The sequence below is a fragment of the Pannonibacter sp. XCT-53 genome, from assembly GCF_009915765.1.
GTDB classification, from domain to species: Bacteria; Pseudomonadota; Alphaproteobacteria; order Rhizobiales; family Stappiaceae; genus Pannonibacter; species Pannonibacter tanglangensis.
Window position 1 is genome coordinate 443,161 of sequence record NZ_JAABLQ010000001.1, and the last position, 17,781, is coordinate 460,941.

Below are 17,781 nucleotides of genomic sequence, written 5' to 3' on the forward strand. Positions count from 1 at the left end.
TACCGGCCCGAGTTGCGTCCCCAGTTACCGGCCCCAGTTAGCGGCCCGGCCGTCCTGTCTTCTTCGACCGTCCCTTGCGTCGTGCATCGTCGGACGGGTCCTCGTAGGAGCCGACACCGATCCGTCCGCGCGGGGTATGGTGCGGGGCGTCCTCTGCCTGGATGACGGGCTTTTTCGGCAGCGGGCCGCTGTGCAGCGGGACTTCGGTGCGGCCGACGGTCATCTCGTCGAGGCTGTTCTTGCGCACCCTTGAGCCGGGGGCGGGCAGGGCTGCGTCCCTGGCAGCCCTCGCCCGGTCGGCGGCGGTTTCCTTCTTCTTGCCGCTGGCGCCTTCCTTCGAGCCGCCGGCTCCGTACAGCCGCTCGCCCTGATAGGCGCCGCCGCGCTCCTCCACATCGGACTGGCGCGCCATCGGGTCGTCGCTGAGGGCAAGCTCGGTCGCCTGGAGGCGGCGGATCTCGTCGCGCAGCCGGGCAGCGGTCTCGAAGTCGAGGTCGGCTGCAGCCTCGCGCATCTGCTTCTCGAGGCTTTCCAGATGGGCCTTGAAATTGTGGCCGACCAGGTTGCCATCCTCGGCAAAGCCGGCATCGACCGTGACGTGGTCCTGTTCGTAGACGCTCTCGAGAATGTCGCCGATCGAGCGGCGCACGCTCTCCGGGGTGATGCCATGCTCGATGTTGTAGGCCAGCTGCTTCTCGCGGCGGCGGTTGGTCTCGGCAATGGCCCGCTCCATCGAGCCGGTCATGCCGTCCGCATAGAGGATCACCTTGCCGTCGACGTTGCGGGCGGCGCGGCCGATGGTCTGGATCAGCGAGGTTTCCGAGCGCAGGAAGCCTTCCTTGTCGGCATCCAGGATGGCGACCAGCGCACATTCGGGAATGTCGAGGCCTTCGCGCAGCAGGTTGATGCCGACCAGCACGTCGAAGGCGCCGAGCCGCAGGTCGCGGATGATCTCGATGCGCTCCAGCGTGTCGATGTCGGAATGCATGTAGCGCACGCGCACGCCGTTCTCGTGCAGGTACTCGGTCAGGTCCTCGGCCATGCGCTTGGTCAGGGTGGTGACCAGCGTGCGGTAGCCCCTGGCCGCCGTCTCGCGCACCTCGCCCAGCAGGTCGTCCACCTGGGAGGACGCGGGCCGGATCAGCACGGGCGGATCGACCAGTCCGGTCGGGCGGATCACCTGTTCCGCGAAGACGCCGCCGGACTGGTCCATTTCCCAGCTGCCCGGCGTCGCCGACACGGCCACCGTCTGCGGCCGCATGGCGTTCCATTCCTCGAAGCGTAAGGGCCGGTTGTCCATGCAGGAGGGCAGGCGGAAGCCGTATTCGGCCAGCGTCGCCTTGCGCCGGAAGTCGCCCCGGTACATGCCGCCGATCTGCGGGATCGTGACATGGCTCTCGTCGGCAAAGACGATCGCGTTGTCGGGCAGGTACTCAAACAGCGTCGGCGGCGGCTCGCCCGGCGCGCGGCCGGTGAGATAGCGCGAATAGTTCTCGATGCCGGCGCAGGAGCCGGTGGCCTCAAGCATCTCGAGGTCGAACAGGGTGCGCTGCTCCAGCCGCTGCGCCTCGAGCAGGCGGCCATGCGCGTTCAGCTCCTCGAGCCGTCCCTTCAGCTCGGCCTTGATGGACTTGATCGCCTGCTGCAGCGTGGGCTTCGGGGTCACGTAATGCGAGTTGGCGTAGATCTTGACGCTCTTCAGCTCGCCCGACTTGTGGCCGGTCAGCGGGTCGAACTCGGTGATCGCCTCGACCTCGTCGCCGAACAGGGTGATCCGCCAGGCGCGGTCTTCATAGTGGGCCGGGAACAGCTCGATCGTGTCGCCCCGCACGCGGAAGGCGCCGCGCTGGAACGCGGCGTCGTTGCGCTTGTACTGGAGGGCCACCAGGTCGGCGAGCAGCTGGCGCTGGTCGATGCGTTCGCCCACCGACAGGGCGAAGGTCATGGCGGTGTAGGTCTCGACCGAGCCGATACCGTAGATGCAGGACACCGAGGCGACAATGATGACATCGTCCCGCTCCAGCAGCGCGCGGGTGGCCGAGTGGCGCATCCGGTCGATCTGCTCGTTGATCGAGGATTCCTTCTCGATGTAGGTGTCCGTCCGGGGCACATAGGCTTCCGGCTGGTAGTAGTCGTAATAGGAGACGAAATACTCCACCGCGTTGTCGGGGAAGAAGCTCTTGAACTCGCCGTAAAGCTGCGCGGCCAGCGTCTTGTTCGGGGCAAGGATGAGGGCGGGGCGCTGGGTGCGGGCAATGACCTGGGCCATCGTGTAGGTCTTGCCCGAGCCGGTGACGCCGAGCAGGACCTGCGTCTGCTCGCCGGTTTCGAGGCCTGACACCAGCTCGGCGATGGCGGTCGGCTGATCGCCCTTCGGCTCGTAGGCGGATTTCAGCACGATCGGCACGCCGCCTTCCGACTTGGCCGGACGCACCGGCCGGTGCGGCACCCAGACCTCGCCGTTCTTGTGCAGCGGGTTGCCGCTCTCGATCAGGGCGGACAGAGCCGCGACGGTGGCTGTCGCGCCACCGTCCCCGGAGAGTTCCGGCAGGGCGTTGCGGCCCTTCTTCTTGCGGTTGTCCTTGAGATGCTGCTCGAGCTTCTCCGCCTCTTCCAGCGAGATGTCGAGCCCGGCCACCGGGTTGAGCCCGCCCGCCGCGCGCTCGCGCGCGCTCTCCGCCTTGCCGATGGACGTGCCGCGCGAGGAGCGGGCGTTGCCTTCCGTCTCGCCCCTGGCGTGGGCGCCCTTGGCGCTCAGGCGGGCCTTGCGGCCTTCGGTCACGCCGGCGGCCACGGCGCCGTCGCCGCCCGCGCGCTCGCGCTCGCGCGCCGAGGCGCGGGCCGTGCGCAGGCCGCTGCCCGGCGCGCCCGGGGTGCCGGCCGGAAGCGGCGCCGGTCGGGATGCCGGCCCAGATGTCGGCCCAGAGGTCGGCCCAGAGGTCGACCCAGGCTCCAGTCTGGACGCCGGATCGGGCAGCCGTTCGGCCGCATCGGCAATTTCGGCCGCCCAGTCGGCGATCGACCCCGACAGCGGCGCGCCGTCAAACGCGGCCTGCGGGGCTTCGCCAAAGCCGTCTGCGGGGTCGGAGGAGGAGGCGGTCGGGGAAATCGGCTTCTTGCTCATCGGGCCAATATGGGCCGAGTCCGCCTGCGAGGAAAGGGCACGTTGCGGCTTTGTTCCGGCCTTCGTCCGCGTCGCGCCGTCTCTCCTGACAGACGGGCGTCAGGAGACGTCGGGATTGCCTGCCTTGCGCGAGGCGGGTTAGGGTTACACGACAGGATTGGGTCCCGCGGGGACCGCCTGATCAGGGGGCAGAAGGATGGCTGTGCAGGGGGCGGCACTGAAACGGAGCATCCTTGCGCTGCTTGCCCTTGGCGCAGGACAGGCGGCGCCGTCCGTCGTCCTTGTGCCTCCGGTGCAGGCGCAAGTCGCCGCCGAAGCCGACGAAGGGCAGCGCATCGCCGAGATCCGCGTGAGGCTGACCAATCCGTCCGCCGATCCTGCCCTCAATGACCGGGCCATCGACCAGTTCCGGCGCGGTCTTGCCGTCTATCCCGACGACCATTTCTACCGCACGCTGGTCGATTTCGCGCTGAACCGGGCCACCCGCGCGGCGGGGCTTGCCGGGGCGAGCTACGACATCGGCTTTGCCGACACTGGCGGCCTGACCCTGACCTTCGACCTGACGCTGGGCGACGCGGCAGCTGCCGGGGCGCCGCGCGGCATGCTGGCGACGGGCAAGGCGTCGGATTTTCCCGTGCTCTACGACAGCGGCGGCACCTATGTGAAGGTGAAGGCCGAGTCCATCGCGCTGTACTATGGCAACGCCGATGCCTGGTACGGCCGGCCCGACCTGATGCTGAACGGCAATCCGATGGTGCAGGGCAAGCCCTCCGGCAAGGGCTACCAGCACTGGGTCGAGGGCATGGTGCACACCGGCCTCTACGGCATCACGCCGCTGAGCGAGCGGTTCTATGTCTATGGCGGGGCGAGTGTTCTGGCCAGCGGCTCGTATGGTCAGGAGCTGTTCAGCAACCGCACCCGCAGCCATGTCGCCGTCGAAGATGCCTTTGCCGGCTTCATCACCGGGGTGACCCGCGAGAACGGGGACCGGCTGCAGCTTGACGCCTCCCTCGGGCGTCAGCGCTTCACGTTGGGCGACGGCTTCCTGATCATCAACACGGCAGCCAATGGCCGGGACCGGGCGGCGCTGCAGGCCAATCCGCGCTGGTCGGCGGACATGGTTGCGCTGGCAAGGCTGCGCTACAACAACACCAAGGTCGAGCTGTTCCGGGTCGATCCGGACGAGCTGCCCATTCTCGACAGCAAGACCGTCATCGACGGCATCAACATCGAGACCCGGCTGAGCAACGGCTTCGAAGCGGCCGCCAGCTTCCTGCGCGTGCCTCACTCGAGCTTCAAGTATTTCACGCCGACGCAGACCTTCACCCGGGAAGGCCTGCAGGTCTTCGACGCCCGGCTGCGCTGGCAACCCAATCCGGCCGGAACGCCGGGGCCTTTCGTTGCGGCGGAAGCCGCGCTTCAACGCAACGAGAACTTCGACATGCAGGCCTATGGCTTCTATGGCGAGGCCGGCTGGAGCTTTGCCGACCTGCCCTGGTCGCCCACCTTCAGCTACCGCTATGCCCAGTTCTCGGGCGATGATCCGAACACCGCCACCTTCGAGCGCTGGGATCCGCTGCTGTCGGGCGGCAACGGCGAGCAGTGGGTGCAGGGCATCAATCATTTCAAGGTGGTGCAGGATTCCAACGTCATCGCGCATCGGTTCCAGCTGCGGCTGCGTCCGTCGGCGAAGTTTGAGCTGGTGCCGCAGGTCTGGCTGTTCCGCGCCGACAGCCTGACGAACCTGGGCGGCAATCCGGCCCTGTCGTTCCTCGGCTCGAAGGACTACGGCTACGAGCTCAACCTGACCGGCAAATACTTCGCCTCGCGCAATGTCTATGTGCAGGGCCATGTGGCGGCGACGTTCCCGGGGGCTGCCGTCAAGAAGGCCTTCAACGCCGATCCAGATCCCTGGCTCAGCACCATGCTCTTCGTGCGTGTTGCCTATTGATGCTTTGCGAAAAGGGAGTTCTTGACATGGACCGCAGGGACCTTCTGAAAACGATGGCACTGGCCGCAGCCGCCCCCGGCGCCGTCGGCGTGGTCGCCGGAGCCTCGGCGACGCAAGCTCAGGCGCAGGCGCAGGCCTCGGCCGGAAACCCCATCGCCGCCATGCCGGGACACCATGACGTGACGCCGGTGAGCCCGGACTATGTCATCTCCGACCGTTTTGCCGGCAAGACCTACATCGTCACCGGCAGTGCGCGGGGCATGGGCAAGGTGGCGGCGGACCGTCTGGCGCGCGAGGGGGCCAATGTCGTGGGCGTGGACTGGATCGCCGACGAGGGCGCCGCCGTCATTGCTGCGATCAAGGCGGCCGGCGGCAAGGCGGAGTTCGTGCCGGGCGACGTGTCCGACACCGCCGTCTGCGACCGCATGGTCGAGGTGGCCGTCTCGACCTTCGGCGGTCTGGACGGGGCGATCAACAACGCCGGCGTCATGGATGCCATTCCGCCCAGTGAGCCCATCGACTACGACAAGCAGAAGGACCTCGCCTTCAACCCGGTTCATCTCGCCAGCGACGCGTATTGGGACGTGGTGATGCGGGTGAATGCCACCGGCGTGTTCCGCTGCATGCGGGCACAGCTGCGCCACATGGTCGAGCAGGGCAAGGGCGGCTCGATCGTCAACGTCGCCAGTGTCGCGGGTCTGCGGGGCTTCAGCTCCACTCCCTCCTATGTCGCCAGCAAGCATGCGGTGAATGGCCTGACCAAGAATGCGGCCATCGATTACGCGCCGTATGGGATCCGCATCAACTCGGTGAACATGGCCAACACCGACACGCCGATGGTGCAGCGCGCCAAGCAGCTCGTCGGCGCGCGGATGAAGGCCCTGGGCGGGGTGGGCATGGGCACGATCAAGACCCGCAGCCTGCTGCAATACGCCGATACCAACCACCGCGATGCCACGCCGGAGGAGCAGGTTGCGATCATGCTGTTCCTGCTGTCCGACGAGGCCTCCAACATCACCGGCGCCAACTGGGCGACCGATGGCGGCTTCACCACCTACTGACCCCCGCATCCTGCGGTCACAGGCTCCGGTTGGTCCGGGGCCGAAGGAGCGAACTGACATGACCCTTGATCGTCGTGATGTCCTGAAGGGAATGACCCTGGCCGGTGGTGTTGCCGGCGTGGCGGCCGCCAGTGGCCTGCAGATGGCCCAGGCCCAGGCCCAGACACAGACACAGCCTGCCGCGGCAGCTTCACCAGCCGGTGGCGGCGGTGGATATGTCGGCGGCCTTGCCATTGCCCCGACCGACCCGGCCTATGTCGTGCCGGATCGTTTCAAGGGCCGCACGGTCATCGTCACCGGTTGCGCGCGCGGCATGGGGCAGGCGGCGGCCGAGCGTCTGGCGCGCGAGGGGGCAAACGTCGTCGGCGTGGACTGGATCGAGGACCAGGGCGCGGCGGTGATCGACGGGATCCGCAAGGCGGGCGGCAAGGCCGAGTTCGTTCCGGGCGACGTGCGCGATGCCGCCGTCTGCCAGAAGGCGGTCGATGTGGCCGTGGCAAGCTTTGGCGGGCTGTCCGGCGCCATCAACAACGCCGGTGTCATGGACGGTGTCTACTCCGGTGAGCCGGTCGATTATGCGGCCCAGAAGCCGCGCGTCTTCGCCCCGATCCACGAGGCGACCGACGCGTATTGGGACGCGGTGATGGAGATCAATGCCGGCGGCGTGTTCCGCTCGCTGCGGCCGCAGCTGGCGCAGCTGGTCAAGCAGGGGCAGGGCGGCGCCATCGTCAATGTGGGCTCCATCGCCGGGCTGACCGGCCTTGCCGGCAATCCGGCCTATGTCGCCAGCAAGCATGCGGTGAACGGCCTCACCAAGAACGCGGCCATCGACTATGCCCCCTATGGCATCCGCATCAATTCCGTGAACATGGCCGCCACCGATACGCCGATGGTTGCCCGCGCCGGCGCGCTGGTCGCCGCCAGCATGAAGGACGGCGGCGGCGGCATGGGCCGGATCAAGACCCAGAGCATCCTCGCCTATGCCGATCCGGCGCACCGTCCGGCAACGCCGGCGGAGCAGGTGGCGATCATGCTGTTCCTGCTCTCCGACGAGGCCTCCAACATCACCGGTGCCACCTGGGCGACGGACGGCGGCTGGACAACCTACTGACGACAGATCCGGCACGCGGGGTTTCTGCCCCGTCGCCGGGTTCTTCCGGCAAAGCGGCAGACATGTCATCGCCCTTCTGAATTTCGGCTCTTGACCTGAAGTGCGCTCCAGCACCTAGGGTCGGGAACTGTTCAGAGGGAGACGATGATGACACGGCTTGAACAGTTCTTTTCCTGCCTCGGGTCTGCGGACCTTGAAGGGGCAGGGCGGATGATTGAAGCGGATGCGGAGTTTGTCGCGGTGCGACCCGACCGCGACGCCCGGCTGCCGCTCTATGGCACGTTTCGTGGCGCGGGCGGCCTGGCGGAGTTTTGCCGCGGTCTGGCCAGCGCGTTCGAGACACAGGCGTTCGAGATCGGAGACGTGGTCGAAACCGGATCGCTGGCCTATGCCTCGGGACGGTTTCATCACGTCGTCCGCGCGACGGGGCTGCCCTTTGCCAGCGATTTCGCCGTGAGACTGCGGTACCGCGGCGGGCTCATCACGCATTACCAGTTTTACGAGGACACGGCCCGGCTGGAGACGGCTTTCGGCCTGGCCGGGCGGGAGGGCGCGCAATGAAGATCGGTGACCTTGCCGCCCGGACCGGACTGAGCGTCGACACGCTGCGCTACTATGAAAAGATCGGGCTGATCCCGGCCCCCTTGCGCGATGCCGGTGGCCGGCGTGTCTATGACGCGTCCATCCTGCGCTGGCTGCAGTTTCTGGAGCGGCTGAAGGCAACAGGGATGGGGATTCGCGACCGCCTTGCCTATGCCGAGCTGCGCGCAAGGGGCGCGGAGACCGCGCGGGAGCGGCGCGAGATGATCGAGCGTCATCGCCAGAAAGTCGCCGCCAGCCTGTGGGAGATGCAGAAGACGCTCGAGCTTCTCGACGAAAAGGTCGAGACCTACCGCAAGATCGAGGCGGGCGAGATCGAGGATCCCGGTGCTTTGCCTGCACCCCGCGCCGTGAAAGGAGCCCGCCCATGACCTCAGCCCTCGAACGTGGACGCGACATCGTCCGGACACTGAACCCCGCTCTCGAACAGGTGCTGGCGGAGCGGTACGATGATCTTGTCGACGGCTTCAGCGAGAGCCTCGTCGAATGGGCCTACGGCCGCCATTACGCACGCCCCGGTCTCGATCTGAAGACGCGCCAGCTCTGCACGGTGGCCGCCCTGACGGCTCTGGGCGGGCAGACCGGACCGCAGCTCAAGGCGAACATCGCCCATAGCCTGGCGGCGGGGGCGAGCCGCGAGGAAATCGTCGAGGCGATCTGGCAGATGGCAGTGTATGGCGGGTTGCCCGCCGCGATCAATGGCCTGAACGTTGCGCGCGACCTGTTTGCCGACCTCGACCGGGAGACCTGACCGATGTGCTGCCCTGCGGCGACTTGCGTGGTCGCAGGGCACGGACCTCAGCGCGGGATCGACACTGACAGGATCGACACTGGCGGGATCAGTGCGTGGTGCCGGTCGACAGCGTTCCAGGCCCGGCGACCAGGCGTGGAGGATGGCTGTGTCCGGGCAGACTGGACCGGCCCTGGTGGCAGCCGCAGGTCCGGCATCGGGCGACCGCTCCGGCGCGCGGGCGGGCGGACCGGCCAGCGATCCGCAGCAGCAGTGCAACGGACCCGTGGGGATCAGTGGCCGGGCGCCTCCCCCTTCGAGTGCCCGTCCGAATGGCCGAGATCCCGCTCGGGCCACACCAGGTTCCGGACACGCTGTTTCAGGATCTTGGCCTCGGGGAAGCCGCCATCGGCCTTGCGCTCCCAGACCGTGGTGCCGTTGCAGGTGATGATGAAGATGCCGCCCGTCCCCGGCACCAGCGTGACGGCACCGAGATCCTCCGAGAAGGTGCTGAGCAGCTCCTGCGCCAGCCAGGCGGCGCGCAACATCCAGCCGCACTGGCGGCAATAGGTGATGCTGATTGTCGGCTTGGGGGATGCGCCGGGGTCTTGGGCCGGATCGGTGGTGGCAAGGTCGGTCATGCGGCGGTCCCTGTCTGATGAAAGCGCTGGCGGCTTGTGCCGGGCCACTGCCTTGAGCGCGGGGCAGGGGCAGGCTAAGCCTTTGGCCAGAGCAATAGCGGAGCTGCCCACGCAAATGAAGCCTGTCTCCCCGGCCGGTTCCGTTCCGGATGTGCTTGTTGCCCTGCCCGAGCTACAGCGGGTGATCGGACCGATCTGTGCGATTGCCGCGCTCAGCGGCTTCGGCAACGAGGTGTTCCGCGTGGATGGAGACCGGGGCAGCTTTATCCTGCGCATCGAGCGGCCAAGCCTGAAGGGGCGTGTCGATCGCCACCTCGAGGCAGCCTATGCCCGCCGGGCTGCAGCACTCGGCTTTGGTCCGCAGGTGCTCTTTGCCGATCCGGCGCGCGGGGTCATGCTGCTGCGCGCCGTGCCGGATGCCCGGCCGCTGGGAGCCGGCGATGCCGCCGATCCGGCCGAAGCCGCGCAGCTTGGCGCCCTGTTGCGCCGGCTGCACACGGACGTGACCCTCTCCGGCGCGCGCTTCGATCCGGCGGCCTGGCTGGCTGCGCGCCGGCCGGCGCTCGTGGCGGCTGGCCTGCTGGACGGCGATGCCCTGGCGGTCGCGCGGTCGGTCGAGGATCTGGCGCGGCAAGAGGGGGGCGCGGCCGGGCCGGCCGTGCCCAGCCATTGTGATCTCGTGCCCCAGAACGTGCTGCTGTCGCAGGGGCGCCTGTGGCTGATCGATTTTGAGTATGCAGGCCGCGCCGATCCGGCCTGGGACCTCGCCTATGCCGGGCTGGAGGCGGCCTATGGCGGGGCGGCGCGCATGGCGCTCCTTGCGGGCTACTGCGCCGGCGATCTGGCCGCGGCCGCCCGGCTCGCCCCGCGGGTGGCGCGGATGCGACCGGTCTGCGATGTCGTCTCGGCCTTCTGGGCGCTGGAGCAGATGGCGGCGGGCAATCCGGCGGCGGACTTTGCCAGCTACGCGGACACGCGGCTGGCGCGGGCGGCCGGGGCGCTCTGAGTGCGCGACGCTCGCGCTGGCATTCCAACGTCGCGGTCTGCTTATCGCGCCGGTGTCTGGCCTTGCGCCGGCCGGGTCTCGCCCAGCACGCAGGTCTGGTGACGCAGGTTCATGTCCTCGCGCAGGGACAGGTTGTCCGGATCGCGCAAGAGGTTCGACCACAGGCCATCGGCCTGCATCGCCGTCAGGGTGCAGCGGCAGATGGCGCGGCAGTCGGCCTCGTCCACGCCGCTGACCGCGCAGGTGAGGCTGCAATTGTCGAGGAAGTCGGTCGAGGCCCTGTCCGGAATGAGATGCACGGCAGCCAGAAGCCAGAGGCTGCCGAACAGCACCGGCTGGTGCAGGAGATAGACGGCCAGGGAATGCCGCCCGGCCAGCACGCCGAGGCGACCGGCGCGGCTGCCCGGCTGCCAGCGCCGGGCCAGCATCATCAGCGGGCGGGCCCGCTGCAGCAGCAGCCCGGCTGCGACGCCGAGAAGCGTCGCGCCGGTCCAGGGGGCGAGGGGCACGTAGTCCACACTGGCGACGCCCGGATCGCCGAGCCCTGTCCAGAGCCAGAGCGGTCCGTCAAAGGCGGGGCCGGCGGCCAGAGCCGGCAGGGCGAGGACGCCGGCTCCGGCGAGGGCTGCCGCAGCCGGGTGCAGGCGGGTGAAGGGCAGGGCAACGAGGCTTGAGGCAGCGATGGCATGCAGGATGCCGAAACGCACCATGCCGTCGCCCAGGACGTACCAGGTGCCGGCACTGACGGCAGCAGCGGCGGCCACGATCACCAGCAGGCGTCGCCAGAACGGTCGCCAGCGGATGCCGCCGCCATGGGCAAGGCTGAGGCTGACGCCGGCGAGAAACAGGAAGGTTGCAGCGATGGCCGCAGCGAAGGCGCGCCAGCCCATACCGGTGTCGACCGGCCAGTCGACCACGCCGAACCACAGCAGGTCCCAGGACAGGTGGTAGATCCCCATGGCCAGCAGCGCGATCCCGCGCAGCGCGTCCAGAAGGGGGAGGCGACGCTGTGTCATCGGCGGCTCCTGCCGCGCCTGTCAGCCCAGGAAGGCGCTGATCAGGACGCTTGCGAGGCCGCCGACCGCGACCGTTGCCACGACGAAGGGCCACGGCGAGGGACGGGCTGTTCCGGTGCTGTCCACGTCGTAGCGGTCCTGGATGCTCATCGCTGTCCTCATTGCCTCAGTCTGGCTGCCGGACCGGATACTGACCGGATGCAGCACAGAGAACGCCCGGCATGGTTAACGATAGGTTAAGGCTCGGGTTCCGCAAAGAGGCGGCAGGGGACTGTCCACGCCTCTCGCAGGGCGCCCGCAACAGGACGGTAAAGGCGGAAGCTTGTGCCGGGCTGGATCACAGGCCCAGCGTCTCGAGCCCGTTCTCGAGATGGTCCGCCAGCATGGGCATGCGCAGGAGATAGCCCGAGGTGGCGGTGAAGGCCCGGTCCCTGGCCTCCTCGACGGCCTGCAGGAAATCGCCGGCCTCGTAGTCGCCCCGGCCGATCCAGACGATGGCGACCAGCTCGGAGGCTTCATCGACATTCAGGTCGTCGAGCAGTTCCCTGAGCTCTTCCTCGCTCAGGTCCTCGCTTTCCTCCTCGGCGAGGGCATCGTGATGATGGCTGCCGGCGAGGCGGTCGGGATCGAGCTCGATGTTGGTCTCGCCGCGATCCTCATAGGCATCGTCCAGCGCGGTCGAGGCCGACCGGGCCTTCTGGGCGAACATGCGGATGGTGTCGGGTGACAGGCTGAGATCCACGACCATGGGAGCCTCCAGCGCTCGGCATGGCGTCAGTATCCTCCTGTCCGGGCGGAATGACAACTGCGCGCCGGCGCTGCGGCCTAACGCTCGTCGAGGGCGACGTCTGCGGCGGGCTGCGGCTTCGTCTGGCCCTTGGCGATGGCGTTGCCGTGCGGGCCGGTCAGGGAGATGACGAGGGCGAGGAGCAGGCCGAGGCCAATGGCTATTCCGAGCGGGCGGAGGCTTGCCTCCTCCGGGTTCCGGATGTTGCGCGGCATGTCTCAGGACCCCTTGCGCTGGCGGGGGCGATACCCGGCTTCGACGCGGGCGGCGCCACCGAGGCCGCGTTCCAGTCGCTGCCAGAGGGCCAGCGTGACCGAAGACATGGCGAGGAACACGCCGACCAGCAGCAGGATGGCGCCCTCGACCGTGGCGGCGCTGCCAAAGAGGGCGTAGAGCCCGGCGGCGCCGAAGCAGGCGAGAGAGGTCAGGGGCAGGAAGCCCGGCACGTCCGCCGGCGGCATGACGCCATCACGGTGGTCAGAAAACGGTCCCTTCACGGCATCCGGTCCTTCGTTCGGTTGTCCGACTGGGCGGACACTGCCGTCCGAATGCGACCTCGTCTGGCTCGGATCTTGGCCGAGCGGGACAGTTTCTGCGGCCATATTGTGGCGGGATCGTTAGCCTTGTCATTTTCTGATTCACGTCTTTTTCGTGAAGATCTGCGACCACTTTTTCTCAGGGACTGTAGCCAGCCGGTTGGACCGGGTCGGGAGCGGGAGACGCACTTGCAGCAGAACGCACTTGCAAAGGTGACGCCGGCTGACGAGGACGGGATGGCAGCCGATGCGACCGCAGAGGCGTCCGCCGTGGGGCAGCCGGTGTTGCGGCTGGCAGGACTTCTCTATCTGATCGCCGACCTGACGACCCGCCGCCTGATCTGGCAGGAGACCGGCTCGCAGACCTTCGAGGGCCAGCCGGCCCGGGCCCAGGACGCTCCCCTCGTCGACGCCCTGCGCATGATGCCGCCGCAGACGCAGAAGAACCTCCTCGCGTTCCTGCAGACCGTGCTGAAGCGCGGCAAGGCCGGACCGGCGGACGTGGGCGGGGATGCGGAGTCCGGCCTTGCCGGTGTCTCGCTCTACGGCCTGCGTTATGACGCCGAGGACGGGCGGTCCTTCGTCATCTGCCATCCGGTCGGCAGCCTGGCCGACACCGAGGGCGGGGCCGTCGTGCGGGGCCTTGCGCCGATCCTGAGGCATTTCGTCGAGAACTCGACGAAGATCGTCCTGACGGTCGACAATTACGGTTACATCCGCTACGCGAGCCCGGCCTTCCTCCAGGTCTTCGGCATCACCGACCCGGCCCTCTGCCTTGGCCGCAACATTGCCCACATTCCCAAGCGGGTCGGCAAGACGCTGGCACTGCTGACGCTGACCGCCCTGTCGCGGCGTGCCGGCGCAGCCGGGCGCGGCCGTTTCCAGCTTCCGGGCGGGGACAGCATCCTGCTCAACTACTCGGTCGTCTTCTTCCGGGTGAGCGACACGGTCCGTGGCGTGCTGTTTTCCGCCGAACCCAGCGAAAGCGGTCGGGCCGACTTCGCCAAGGTCTTCGACATCATGACCGCACCGGTGCTGGTCGTCTGCACGAAGACGCGCAAGATCCTGGCCGCCAACAAGGCGGCGCGAAAGGTCTACAAGCTGACCCAGCAGGTCATGGACGACACCCCGATCACCGAGACGCTGCTGCATCCCAAGTCCTTCACGGTGCTGCTGGAGGCGGCCCGCAAGGGCACGGTCGCGCCGCAGTCGGTGGTCGTCAATTCCATGGACGGTGTCTCCAAGAACAAGCGGCTGCGTGCCCTGCTGATCGAGGCCGAGGACCAGCCGCCGCGTCTTGTTCTGGAAGGCAAGGCCTGAGACGGAAAAAGGCCGCCGAAGCCGGTCGGGCTGCGGCGGCCGAAGGCACGACGAGGGATAGACGGCCAGCGCCGTCCACCCCTGATCCGACGTCAGATGGTCTTGAGGAAGTCCTGGATCTCCACATTCGCCTTGCGCACGCCATCGACGCGCTGCACGAGCCCCATGATGAACTGGGCCGATTTCTGGGTGCCCTGGCTGGCCTGCGACACGCTGCCGATGGCGCGGGCCACTTCCTGCGACGCGGCCTGCTGCTCCGTCATGGAGCTGGCGACCGCCGTCGACAGGGCGTCCAGCTCGCGGATGACCTCGATGATCGACTGGATCGCCGTGCGTGCCTCGGTGGTCTGGGTCTGCATGGCCTCGATCTGTGCCCGGATCTGCTCCGTCTCGCGGCTGGTCTGTTCCGACAGGCCCTTGACCTCGGCGGCGACGACCGCGAAGCCCTTGCCGAGATCGCCGGCGCGGGCGGCCTCGATGGTGGCGTTGAGGGCGAGGAGCTTGGTCTGGTCGGCGATCGACTGGATCGTGCCCATGATCGTGCCAATCTGGTCGGATGCGGCCATCAGGGCACCGATCTTGGCGGCAGTCGTGTCGGCCCGGGCGGTGGCGCTGGAGGAAATCCGCGCCGCTTCTCCCATCCGCTGGGCGATTTCGCTGAAGGCGGCGTTCATCTGCTCGGCTGCGGCCGTCACCGAGGTGGCGCGGTCAAGCGCCGTGCTCGCGGACTCCAGCATCGACGACGCCGTCTGGTTCAGATGATCCCCGACCTCGTTCATCGTGACCACCACGTCGCCAACCTTCGTGGTTACCACCGACTGGTCAGTGATGATCGACCAGCTCAGCATCGGGCCGAGATAGTCGCCCTTTTCGTCCAGAATCGCGGACACGTTGAGCCGAAGGGTCTCCGGGCCGACCTTGATGTTGGTCTTCCAGGGCAGGTTGGACGGGTTGGAGAGCAGGCGGCGCTGGTGTTCGGGATGGCGGTGGAACACGTCGATCGACGTGCCGAGCAGGTCGCGCGCCTTGACCGGCAGGTACTGCTCGACCTTGGTCAGGGTCTCGATGCTGGTCTTGTTGACATAGTTGATCTCGAAGGTCTTCGGATCGCAGGTCATGACGTTGATCGGCATCTTGTCGATCATCTGCAGCAGCCGTTTGGTGTCGCGGTCCGCCTTCACCTGGTCGGTGACGATCTTCCAGACCAGCGACGCCTTCGTGTAGCGACCGGCACTGTCGTAGATCGCCGAGATGTGCAGGTCGATGACCTCGTCGCCCAGCGTGATGCGCGCCTCGTGCGGCAGGCGCTTGGGATTGGAGATCAGGGCGCGCTGGTGCGCGGGGTTCCGGTGGAACACGTCGATGCAGGTTCCGACAATGGCTTTCGGGTCAATCCGCAGCAGATGTTGCAGCCGCTCCACCAGGGCGATGGAGGCCCGGTTTGCATAATCGATGCAGAACGTCTTCAGATCGCACGTCATGACGGCGACCGGCAGGTTGTCGAGCGCCTGAAGCGCGTCCTTGCTGGCGGACTGCTGCAGTGTGACGGAAGGGAAGAGACGCGCCATTGCTGTTGCACCCGGTTTTAAAACTCACCTTTACGTAGTACCCCTTAGAGATTTACACTTTACAAAATTGACCATGCATAATTTTTCTACTTCAGAAAAGATCGGAACAGATTGTGTCCAAATGTGGCAAGCGCCAAGCCTCTGCGCCGCGCGCGTTATCCGGCTTTGCCGGCTGAGTGTTCCGCGGCGCGGATCCGGGAGATTGCCCGGCCCGCTGCCCGACCCGCTGCCCAACCTGCTGCCAGGCCCGCGTCCGGATGCGCACCCGGGATGAGCTGGCCGGAGGAGCTGTCCGGAGGAGCTGTCCGGAGGAGCTGTCTGGGCGCGAAGAGGCGAAAATGCCCCGGCTAACCCTTGCGGCGGCGTGGATCTGGCACTAGGGTCCGCGCGCTTGTTTCTGCAGTCTCCCACGGAGGAAACCTATGGGCTTTATTGCCGACGCCCTCGCGCGCGTGAAACCGTCCGCGACCATCGCGGTTACCAACAAGGCGCGTGAGCTGAAAGCGGCTGGCCGGGACGTGATTGGTCTCGGTGCCGGTGAACCGGACTTCGACACCCCGGAAAACATCAAGGCAGCGGCGATCAAGGCCATCACCGAGGGCAAGACCAAATACACCGCCGTTGACGGCATTCCGGAGCTGAAGGACGCCATTGTCGCGAAGTTCAAGCGCGAGAACGGCCTGACCTACACGCCGGCCCAGGTGACCGTTGGCACCGGCGGCAAGCAGGTGCTCTACAATGCCCTGATGGCGACCGTGAACCCGGGCGATGAAGTCATCATCCCGACGCCCTACTGGGTGAGCTACCCGGACATGGTCGAACTGGCCGGCGGCACGCCGGTGATCGTCGAGGCGGACAAGTCCACCTTCAAGATCACGGCTGCAGCACTGGAAGCCGCGATCACGCCGAAGACCAAGTGGTTCATCTTCAACTCGCCGTCCAACCCGTCCGGCGCTGCCTACAGCCATGCCGAACTGAAGGCGCTCACCGACGTGCTCGTCAAGCATCCCCATGTCTGGGTGATGAGCGACGACATGTACGAGCACCTGACCTATGACGGCTTCAAGTTTGCCACTCCGGCGGAAGTCGAGCCCGCGCTCTACGACCGCACGCTGACCGTCAACGGCGTCTCCAAGGCCTATGCCATGACCGGCTGGCGCATCGGCTATGCGGCTGGTCCCGTTTCGCTCATCAAGGCGATTGCGACCATCCAGTCGCAGTCGACCTCCAACCCCTGCTCGATCGCCCAGTACGCGGCGGTGGAAGCCCTCAACGGCCCGCAGGACTTCATCCCGAAGAACAACGACATCTTCAAGGCGCGCCGCGACCTCGTGGTGTCCATGCTGAACCAGGCCAAGGGTCTCGTCTGCCCGGTGCCGGAAGGCGCGTTCTACGTGTTCCCGTCCTGCGCCGGCACCATCGGCAAGACCGCGCCGTCCGGGAAGGTCATCGCGACCGACGAGGACTTCGTCACCGAGCTGCTGGAGACCGAGGGCGTTGCGGTGGTGCATGGCTCGGCCTTCGGCCTTGGCCCGAACTTCCGCATTTCCTACGCGACCTCGACCGAGGCGCTGGAGGAAGCCTGCACGCGCATCCAGCGCTTCTGCGGCAATCTGAAGTAAGCCTGCTCACCGGGGCGGCGGGAGCGGTCTCCGTTCCCTGCCGTGCCCGGTGATGGGTCTTTGGCGCTGTTGATTGGCCCGGTCCTGGCACCCGCGTGGCGGTCAGGCCGGGTTTTTTGTTGCCTTTTCCCGCTGCCCCGTCGTCTTGCCGGGCCTTCTTATGCCAGGCCTTCTCCTGCGGGGCCTTCTGATGCGGGGCCGGGCATCGCAGGCCGGCGTCACTTGGGCTTGGCAGGCGGTGTGGTGCCCTGACCTTGCAGGCAGGAGGGTTTGGTCGTGCCCGGCGGACAGGGAACCGCGAGTTCCCGGGCCCGGTCGGCCCGTTCCCGCTCCAGACGCTCCGTGGTGCTGTCAAGGGTGCCAAGCTGGCGGGCGCGGTCCCGGTCGAGCAGGCGCGCGGGGTTTTCGCTGCGCGCCGCCCGTCCGCCGGCCGTGCCATTGTCCCGAAAGCCGCCAAGCGCCGAGGTCTGGGCTGACACCGGTGCCGGCACGGCGGCCACCAGTGCTGCAAGCGCAAGCGCCAGGAGCAGGCGTGCGGCGGAGGCTGCAGGACTGATCGGGCGGCGGGACAACGGGTGCATGTCGACTCCAGGGGCGTGTGTCCGCAATCCTGCCCCGCCGGGGACCCGGATTGCAAGCCGCCTTGCCCAAGGGCGGGGATGGGGGGGCGAAGATGGGGGCGGACGTGGCGGCTTGCAGATGCTGCAA

18 protein-coding genes are annotated in these 17,781 nt (G+C 67.4%); 9 read left to right on the forward strand and 9 right to left on the reverse strand.

The genetic code is table 11. The features are described 5' to 3' along the window. Positions 1 to 37: 37 nt before the first annotated feature. Complete coding sequence (gene uvrB, locus GWI72_RS02080) at positions 38 to 3,124, reverse strand: excinuclease ABC subunit UvrB (protein ID WP_161707746.1); 3,087 nt, start codon at positions 3,122 to 3,124, stop codon at positions 38 to 40. 196 nt (positions 3,125 to 3,320) lie between these two features. Between uvrB and GWI72_RS02085 the strand changes: the two genes are divergently transcribed. From GWI72_RS02085 to GWI72_RS02110, 6 genes are all read left to right on the forward strand, one after another. Next, complete coding sequence (locus GWI72_RS02085) at positions 3,321 to 5,075, forward strand: alginate export family protein (RefSeq protein WP_161707747.1); 1,755 nt, start codon at positions 3,321 to 3,323, stop codon at positions 5,073 to 5,075. Positions 5,076 to 5,101: 26 nt separating this feature from the next. Then, positions 5,102 to 6,136 (forward strand): SDR family NAD(P)-dependent oxidoreductase, encoded by a 1,035-nt coding sequence (locus GWI72_RS02090; RefSeq protein ID WP_161707748.1) that lies wholly within the window; start codon positions 5,102 to 5,104, stop codon positions 6,134 to 6,136. Between the two features lie 58 nt (positions 6,137 to 6,194). After that, positions 6,195 to 7,247 carry an SDR family NAD(P)-dependent oxidoreductase gene (locus GWI72_RS02095; protein ID WP_244314188.1) on the forward strand — a complete coding sequence of 351 codons (1,053 nt, stop codon included), beginning with the start codon at positions 6,195 to 6,197 and terminating at the stop codon, positions 7,245 to 7,247. A 147-nt stretch (positions 7,248 to 7,394) separates the two neighbouring features. After that, positions 7,395 to 7,808 (forward strand): nuclear transport factor 2 family protein, encoded by a 414-nt coding sequence (locus GWI72_RS02100; protein WP_161707749.1) that lies wholly within the window; start codon positions 7,395 to 7,397, stop codon positions 7,806 to 7,808. Continuing rightward, a complete protein-coding gene (locus tag GWI72_RS02105) occupies positions 7,805 to 8,218 on the forward strand; it encodes a MerR family transcriptional regulator (protein WP_161707750.1) in 414 nt (137 codons plus the stop codon). Before GWI72_RS02100 ends, GWI72_RS02105 begins: the two co-directional genes overlap by 4 nt. Then, positions 8,215 to 8,598 carry a carboxymuconolactone decarboxylase family protein gene (locus tag GWI72_RS02110; RefSeq protein WP_161707751.1) on the forward strand — a complete coding sequence of 128 codons (384 nt, stop codon included), beginning with the start codon at positions 8,215 to 8,217 and terminating at the stop codon, positions 8,596 to 8,598. The genes GWI72_RS02105 and GWI72_RS02110 overlap by 4 nt, the downstream gene beginning before the upstream one ends. A 272-nt stretch (positions 8,599 to 8,870) precedes the next feature. On the opposite strand, the gene GWI72_RS02115 is transcribed toward GWI72_RS02110, so the two are convergent. Then, positions 8,871 to 9,218, reverse strand: coding sequence for a SelT/SelW/SelH family protein (locus tag GWI72_RS02115; RefSeq protein ID WP_161707752.1), 348 nt, complete (start codon positions 9,216 to 9,218; stop codon positions 8,871 to 8,873). Positions 9,219 to 9,333: 115 nt separating this feature from the next. On the opposite strand from GWI72_RS02115, the gene GWI72_RS02120 reads away from it, so the two are divergent. Beyond that, positions 9,334 to 10,224, forward strand: coding sequence for a choline/ethanolamine kinase family protein (locus tag GWI72_RS02120; RefSeq protein WP_161707753.1), 891 nt, complete (start codon positions 9,334 to 9,336; stop codon positions 10,222 to 10,224). 41 nt (positions 10,225 to 10,265) lie between these two features. Here GWI72_RS02120 and GWI72_RS02125 read toward each other — a convergent pair whose 3' ends face one another. From GWI72_RS02125 to GWI72_RS02140, 5 genes are all read right to left on the reverse strand, one after another. Continuing rightward, positions 10,266 to 11,240, reverse strand: a complete 975-nt coding sequence (locus GWI72_RS02125; RefSeq protein WP_161707754.1) for a heparan-alpha-glucosaminide N-acetyltransferase — start codon at positions 11,238 to 11,240, stop codon at positions 10,266 to 10,268. A gap of 21 nt (positions 11,241 to 11,261) precedes the next feature. Then, the gene (locus tag GWI72_RS20285) at positions 11,262 to 11,390 is read right to left on the reverse strand and encodes a hypothetical protein (protein WP_280116325.1); all 129 of its coding nucleotides are present in this window, start codon (positions 11,388 to 11,390) and stop codon (positions 11,262 to 11,264) included. Positions 11,391 to 11,577: 187 nt separating this feature from the next. Further along, positions 11,578 to 11,988 (reverse strand): DUF3775 domain-containing protein, encoded by a 411-nt coding sequence (locus GWI72_RS02130; RefSeq protein ID WP_161707755.1) that lies wholly within the window; start codon positions 11,986 to 11,988, stop codon positions 11,578 to 11,580. 77 nt (positions 11,989 to 12,065) lie between these two features. Beyond that, positions 12,066 to 12,242: a hypothetical protein gene (locus GWI72_RS02135; protein WP_161707756.1), complete on the reverse strand. Its 177-nt coding sequence runs from the start codon at positions 12,240 to 12,242 to the stop codon at positions 12,066 to 12,068. Positions 12,243 to 12,245: 3 nt separating this feature from the next. Then, positions 12,246 to 12,524, reverse strand: coding sequence for a hypothetical protein (locus tag GWI72_RS02140; protein WP_161675327.1), 279 nt, complete (start codon positions 12,522 to 12,524; stop codon positions 12,246 to 12,248). A 228-nt stretch (positions 12,525 to 12,752) separates the two neighbouring features. On the opposite strand from GWI72_RS02140, the gene GWI72_RS02145 reads away from it, so the two are divergent. Further along, positions 12,753 to 13,883 carry a PAS domain-containing protein gene (locus tag GWI72_RS02145; protein WP_161707757.1) on the forward strand — a complete coding sequence of 377 codons (1,131 nt, stop codon included), beginning with the start codon at positions 12,753 to 12,755 and terminating at the stop codon, positions 13,881 to 13,883. A 92-nt stretch (positions 13,884 to 13,975) separates the two neighbouring features. Here GWI72_RS02145 and GWI72_RS02150 read toward each other — a convergent pair whose 3' ends face one another. Next, positions 13,976 to 15,451, reverse strand: a complete 1,476-nt coding sequence (locus GWI72_RS02150) for a methyl-accepting chemotaxis protein (protein WP_161707758.1) — start codon at positions 15,449 to 15,451, stop codon at positions 13,976 to 13,978. A 422-nt stretch (positions 15,452 to 15,873) separates the two neighbouring features. On the opposite strand from GWI72_RS02150, the gene GWI72_RS02155 reads away from it, so the two are divergent. Next, a complete protein-coding gene (locus tag GWI72_RS02155) occupies positions 15,874 to 17,073 on the forward strand; it encodes a pyridoxal phosphate-dependent aminotransferase (protein WP_161675333.1) in 1,200 nt (399 codons plus the stop codon). A 218-nt stretch (positions 17,074 to 17,291) separates the two neighbouring features. On the opposite strand, the gene GWI72_RS02160 is transcribed toward GWI72_RS02155, so the two are convergent. After that, positions 17,292 to 17,654, reverse strand: coding sequence for a hypothetical protein (locus GWI72_RS02160; RefSeq protein WP_161707759.1), 363 nt, complete (start codon positions 17,652 to 17,654; stop codon positions 17,292 to 17,294). Between the last annotated feature and the right edge of the window lie 127 nt (positions 17,655 to 17,781).

Bases quoted from the DNA above. Each gene is read 5' to 3' on its own strand.
- uvrB (WP_161707746.1), bottom strand. From the start codon at position 3,124: ATGAGCAAGAAGCCGATTTCCCCGACCGCCTCCTCCTCCGACCCCGCA.
- GWI72_RS02085 (WP_161707747.1), top strand. From the start codon at position 3,321: ATGGCTGTGCAGGGGGCGGCACTGAAACGGAGCATCCTTGCGCTGCTT.
- GWI72_RS02090 (WP_161707748.1), top strand. From the start codon at position 5,102: ATGGACCGCAGGGACCTTCTGAAAACGATGGCACTGGCCGCAGCCGCC.
- GWI72_RS02095 (WP_244314188.1), top strand. From the start codon at position 6,195: ATGACCCTTGATCGTCGTGATGTCCTGAAGGGAATGACCCTGGCCGGT.
- GWI72_RS02100 (WP_161707749.1), top strand. From the start codon at position 7,395: ATGACACGGCTTGAACAGTTCTTTTCCTGCCTCGGGTCTGCGGACCTT.
- GWI72_RS02105 (WP_161707750.1), top strand. From the start codon at position 7,805: ATGAAGATCGGTGACCTTGCCGCCCGGACCGGACTGAGCGTCGACACG.
- GWI72_RS02110 (WP_161707751.1), top strand. From the start codon at position 8,215: ATGACCTCAGCCCTCGAACGTGGACGCGACATCGTCCGGACACTGAAC.
- GWI72_RS02115 (WP_161707752.1), bottom strand. From the start codon at position 9,218: ATGACCGACCTTGCCACCACCGATCCGGCCCAAGACCCCGGCGCATCC.
- GWI72_RS02120 (WP_161707753.1), top strand. From the start codon at position 9,334: ATGAAGCCTGTCTCCCCGGCCGGTTCCGTTCCGGATGTGCTTGTTGCC.
- GWI72_RS02125 (WP_161707754.1), bottom strand. From the start codon at position 11,240: ATGACACAGCGTCGCCTCCCCCTTCTGGACGCGCTGCGCGGGATCGCG.
- GWI72_RS20285 (WP_280116325.1), bottom strand. From the start codon at position 11,390: ATGAGCATCCAGGACCGCTACGACGTGGACAGCACCGGAACAGCCCGT.
- GWI72_RS02130 (WP_161707755.1), bottom strand. From the start codon at position 11,988: ATGGTCGTGGATCTCAGCCTGTCACCCGACACCATCCGCATGTTCGCC.
- GWI72_RS02135 (WP_161707756.1), bottom strand. From the start codon at position 12,242: ATGCCGCGCAACATCCGGAACCCGGAGGAGGCAAGCCTCCGCCCGCTC.
- GWI72_RS02150 (WP_161707758.1), bottom strand. From the start codon at position 15,451: ATGGCGCGTCTCTTCCCTTCCGTCACACTGCAGCAGTCCGCCAGCAAG.
- GWI72_RS02155 (WP_161675333.1), top strand. From the start codon at position 15,874: ATGGGCTTTATTGCCGACGCCCTCGCGCGCGTGAAACCGTCCGCGACC.
- GWI72_RS02160 (WP_161707759.1), bottom strand. From the start codon at position 17,654: ATGCACCCGTTGTCCCGCCGCCCGATCAGTCCTGCAGCCTCCGCCGCA.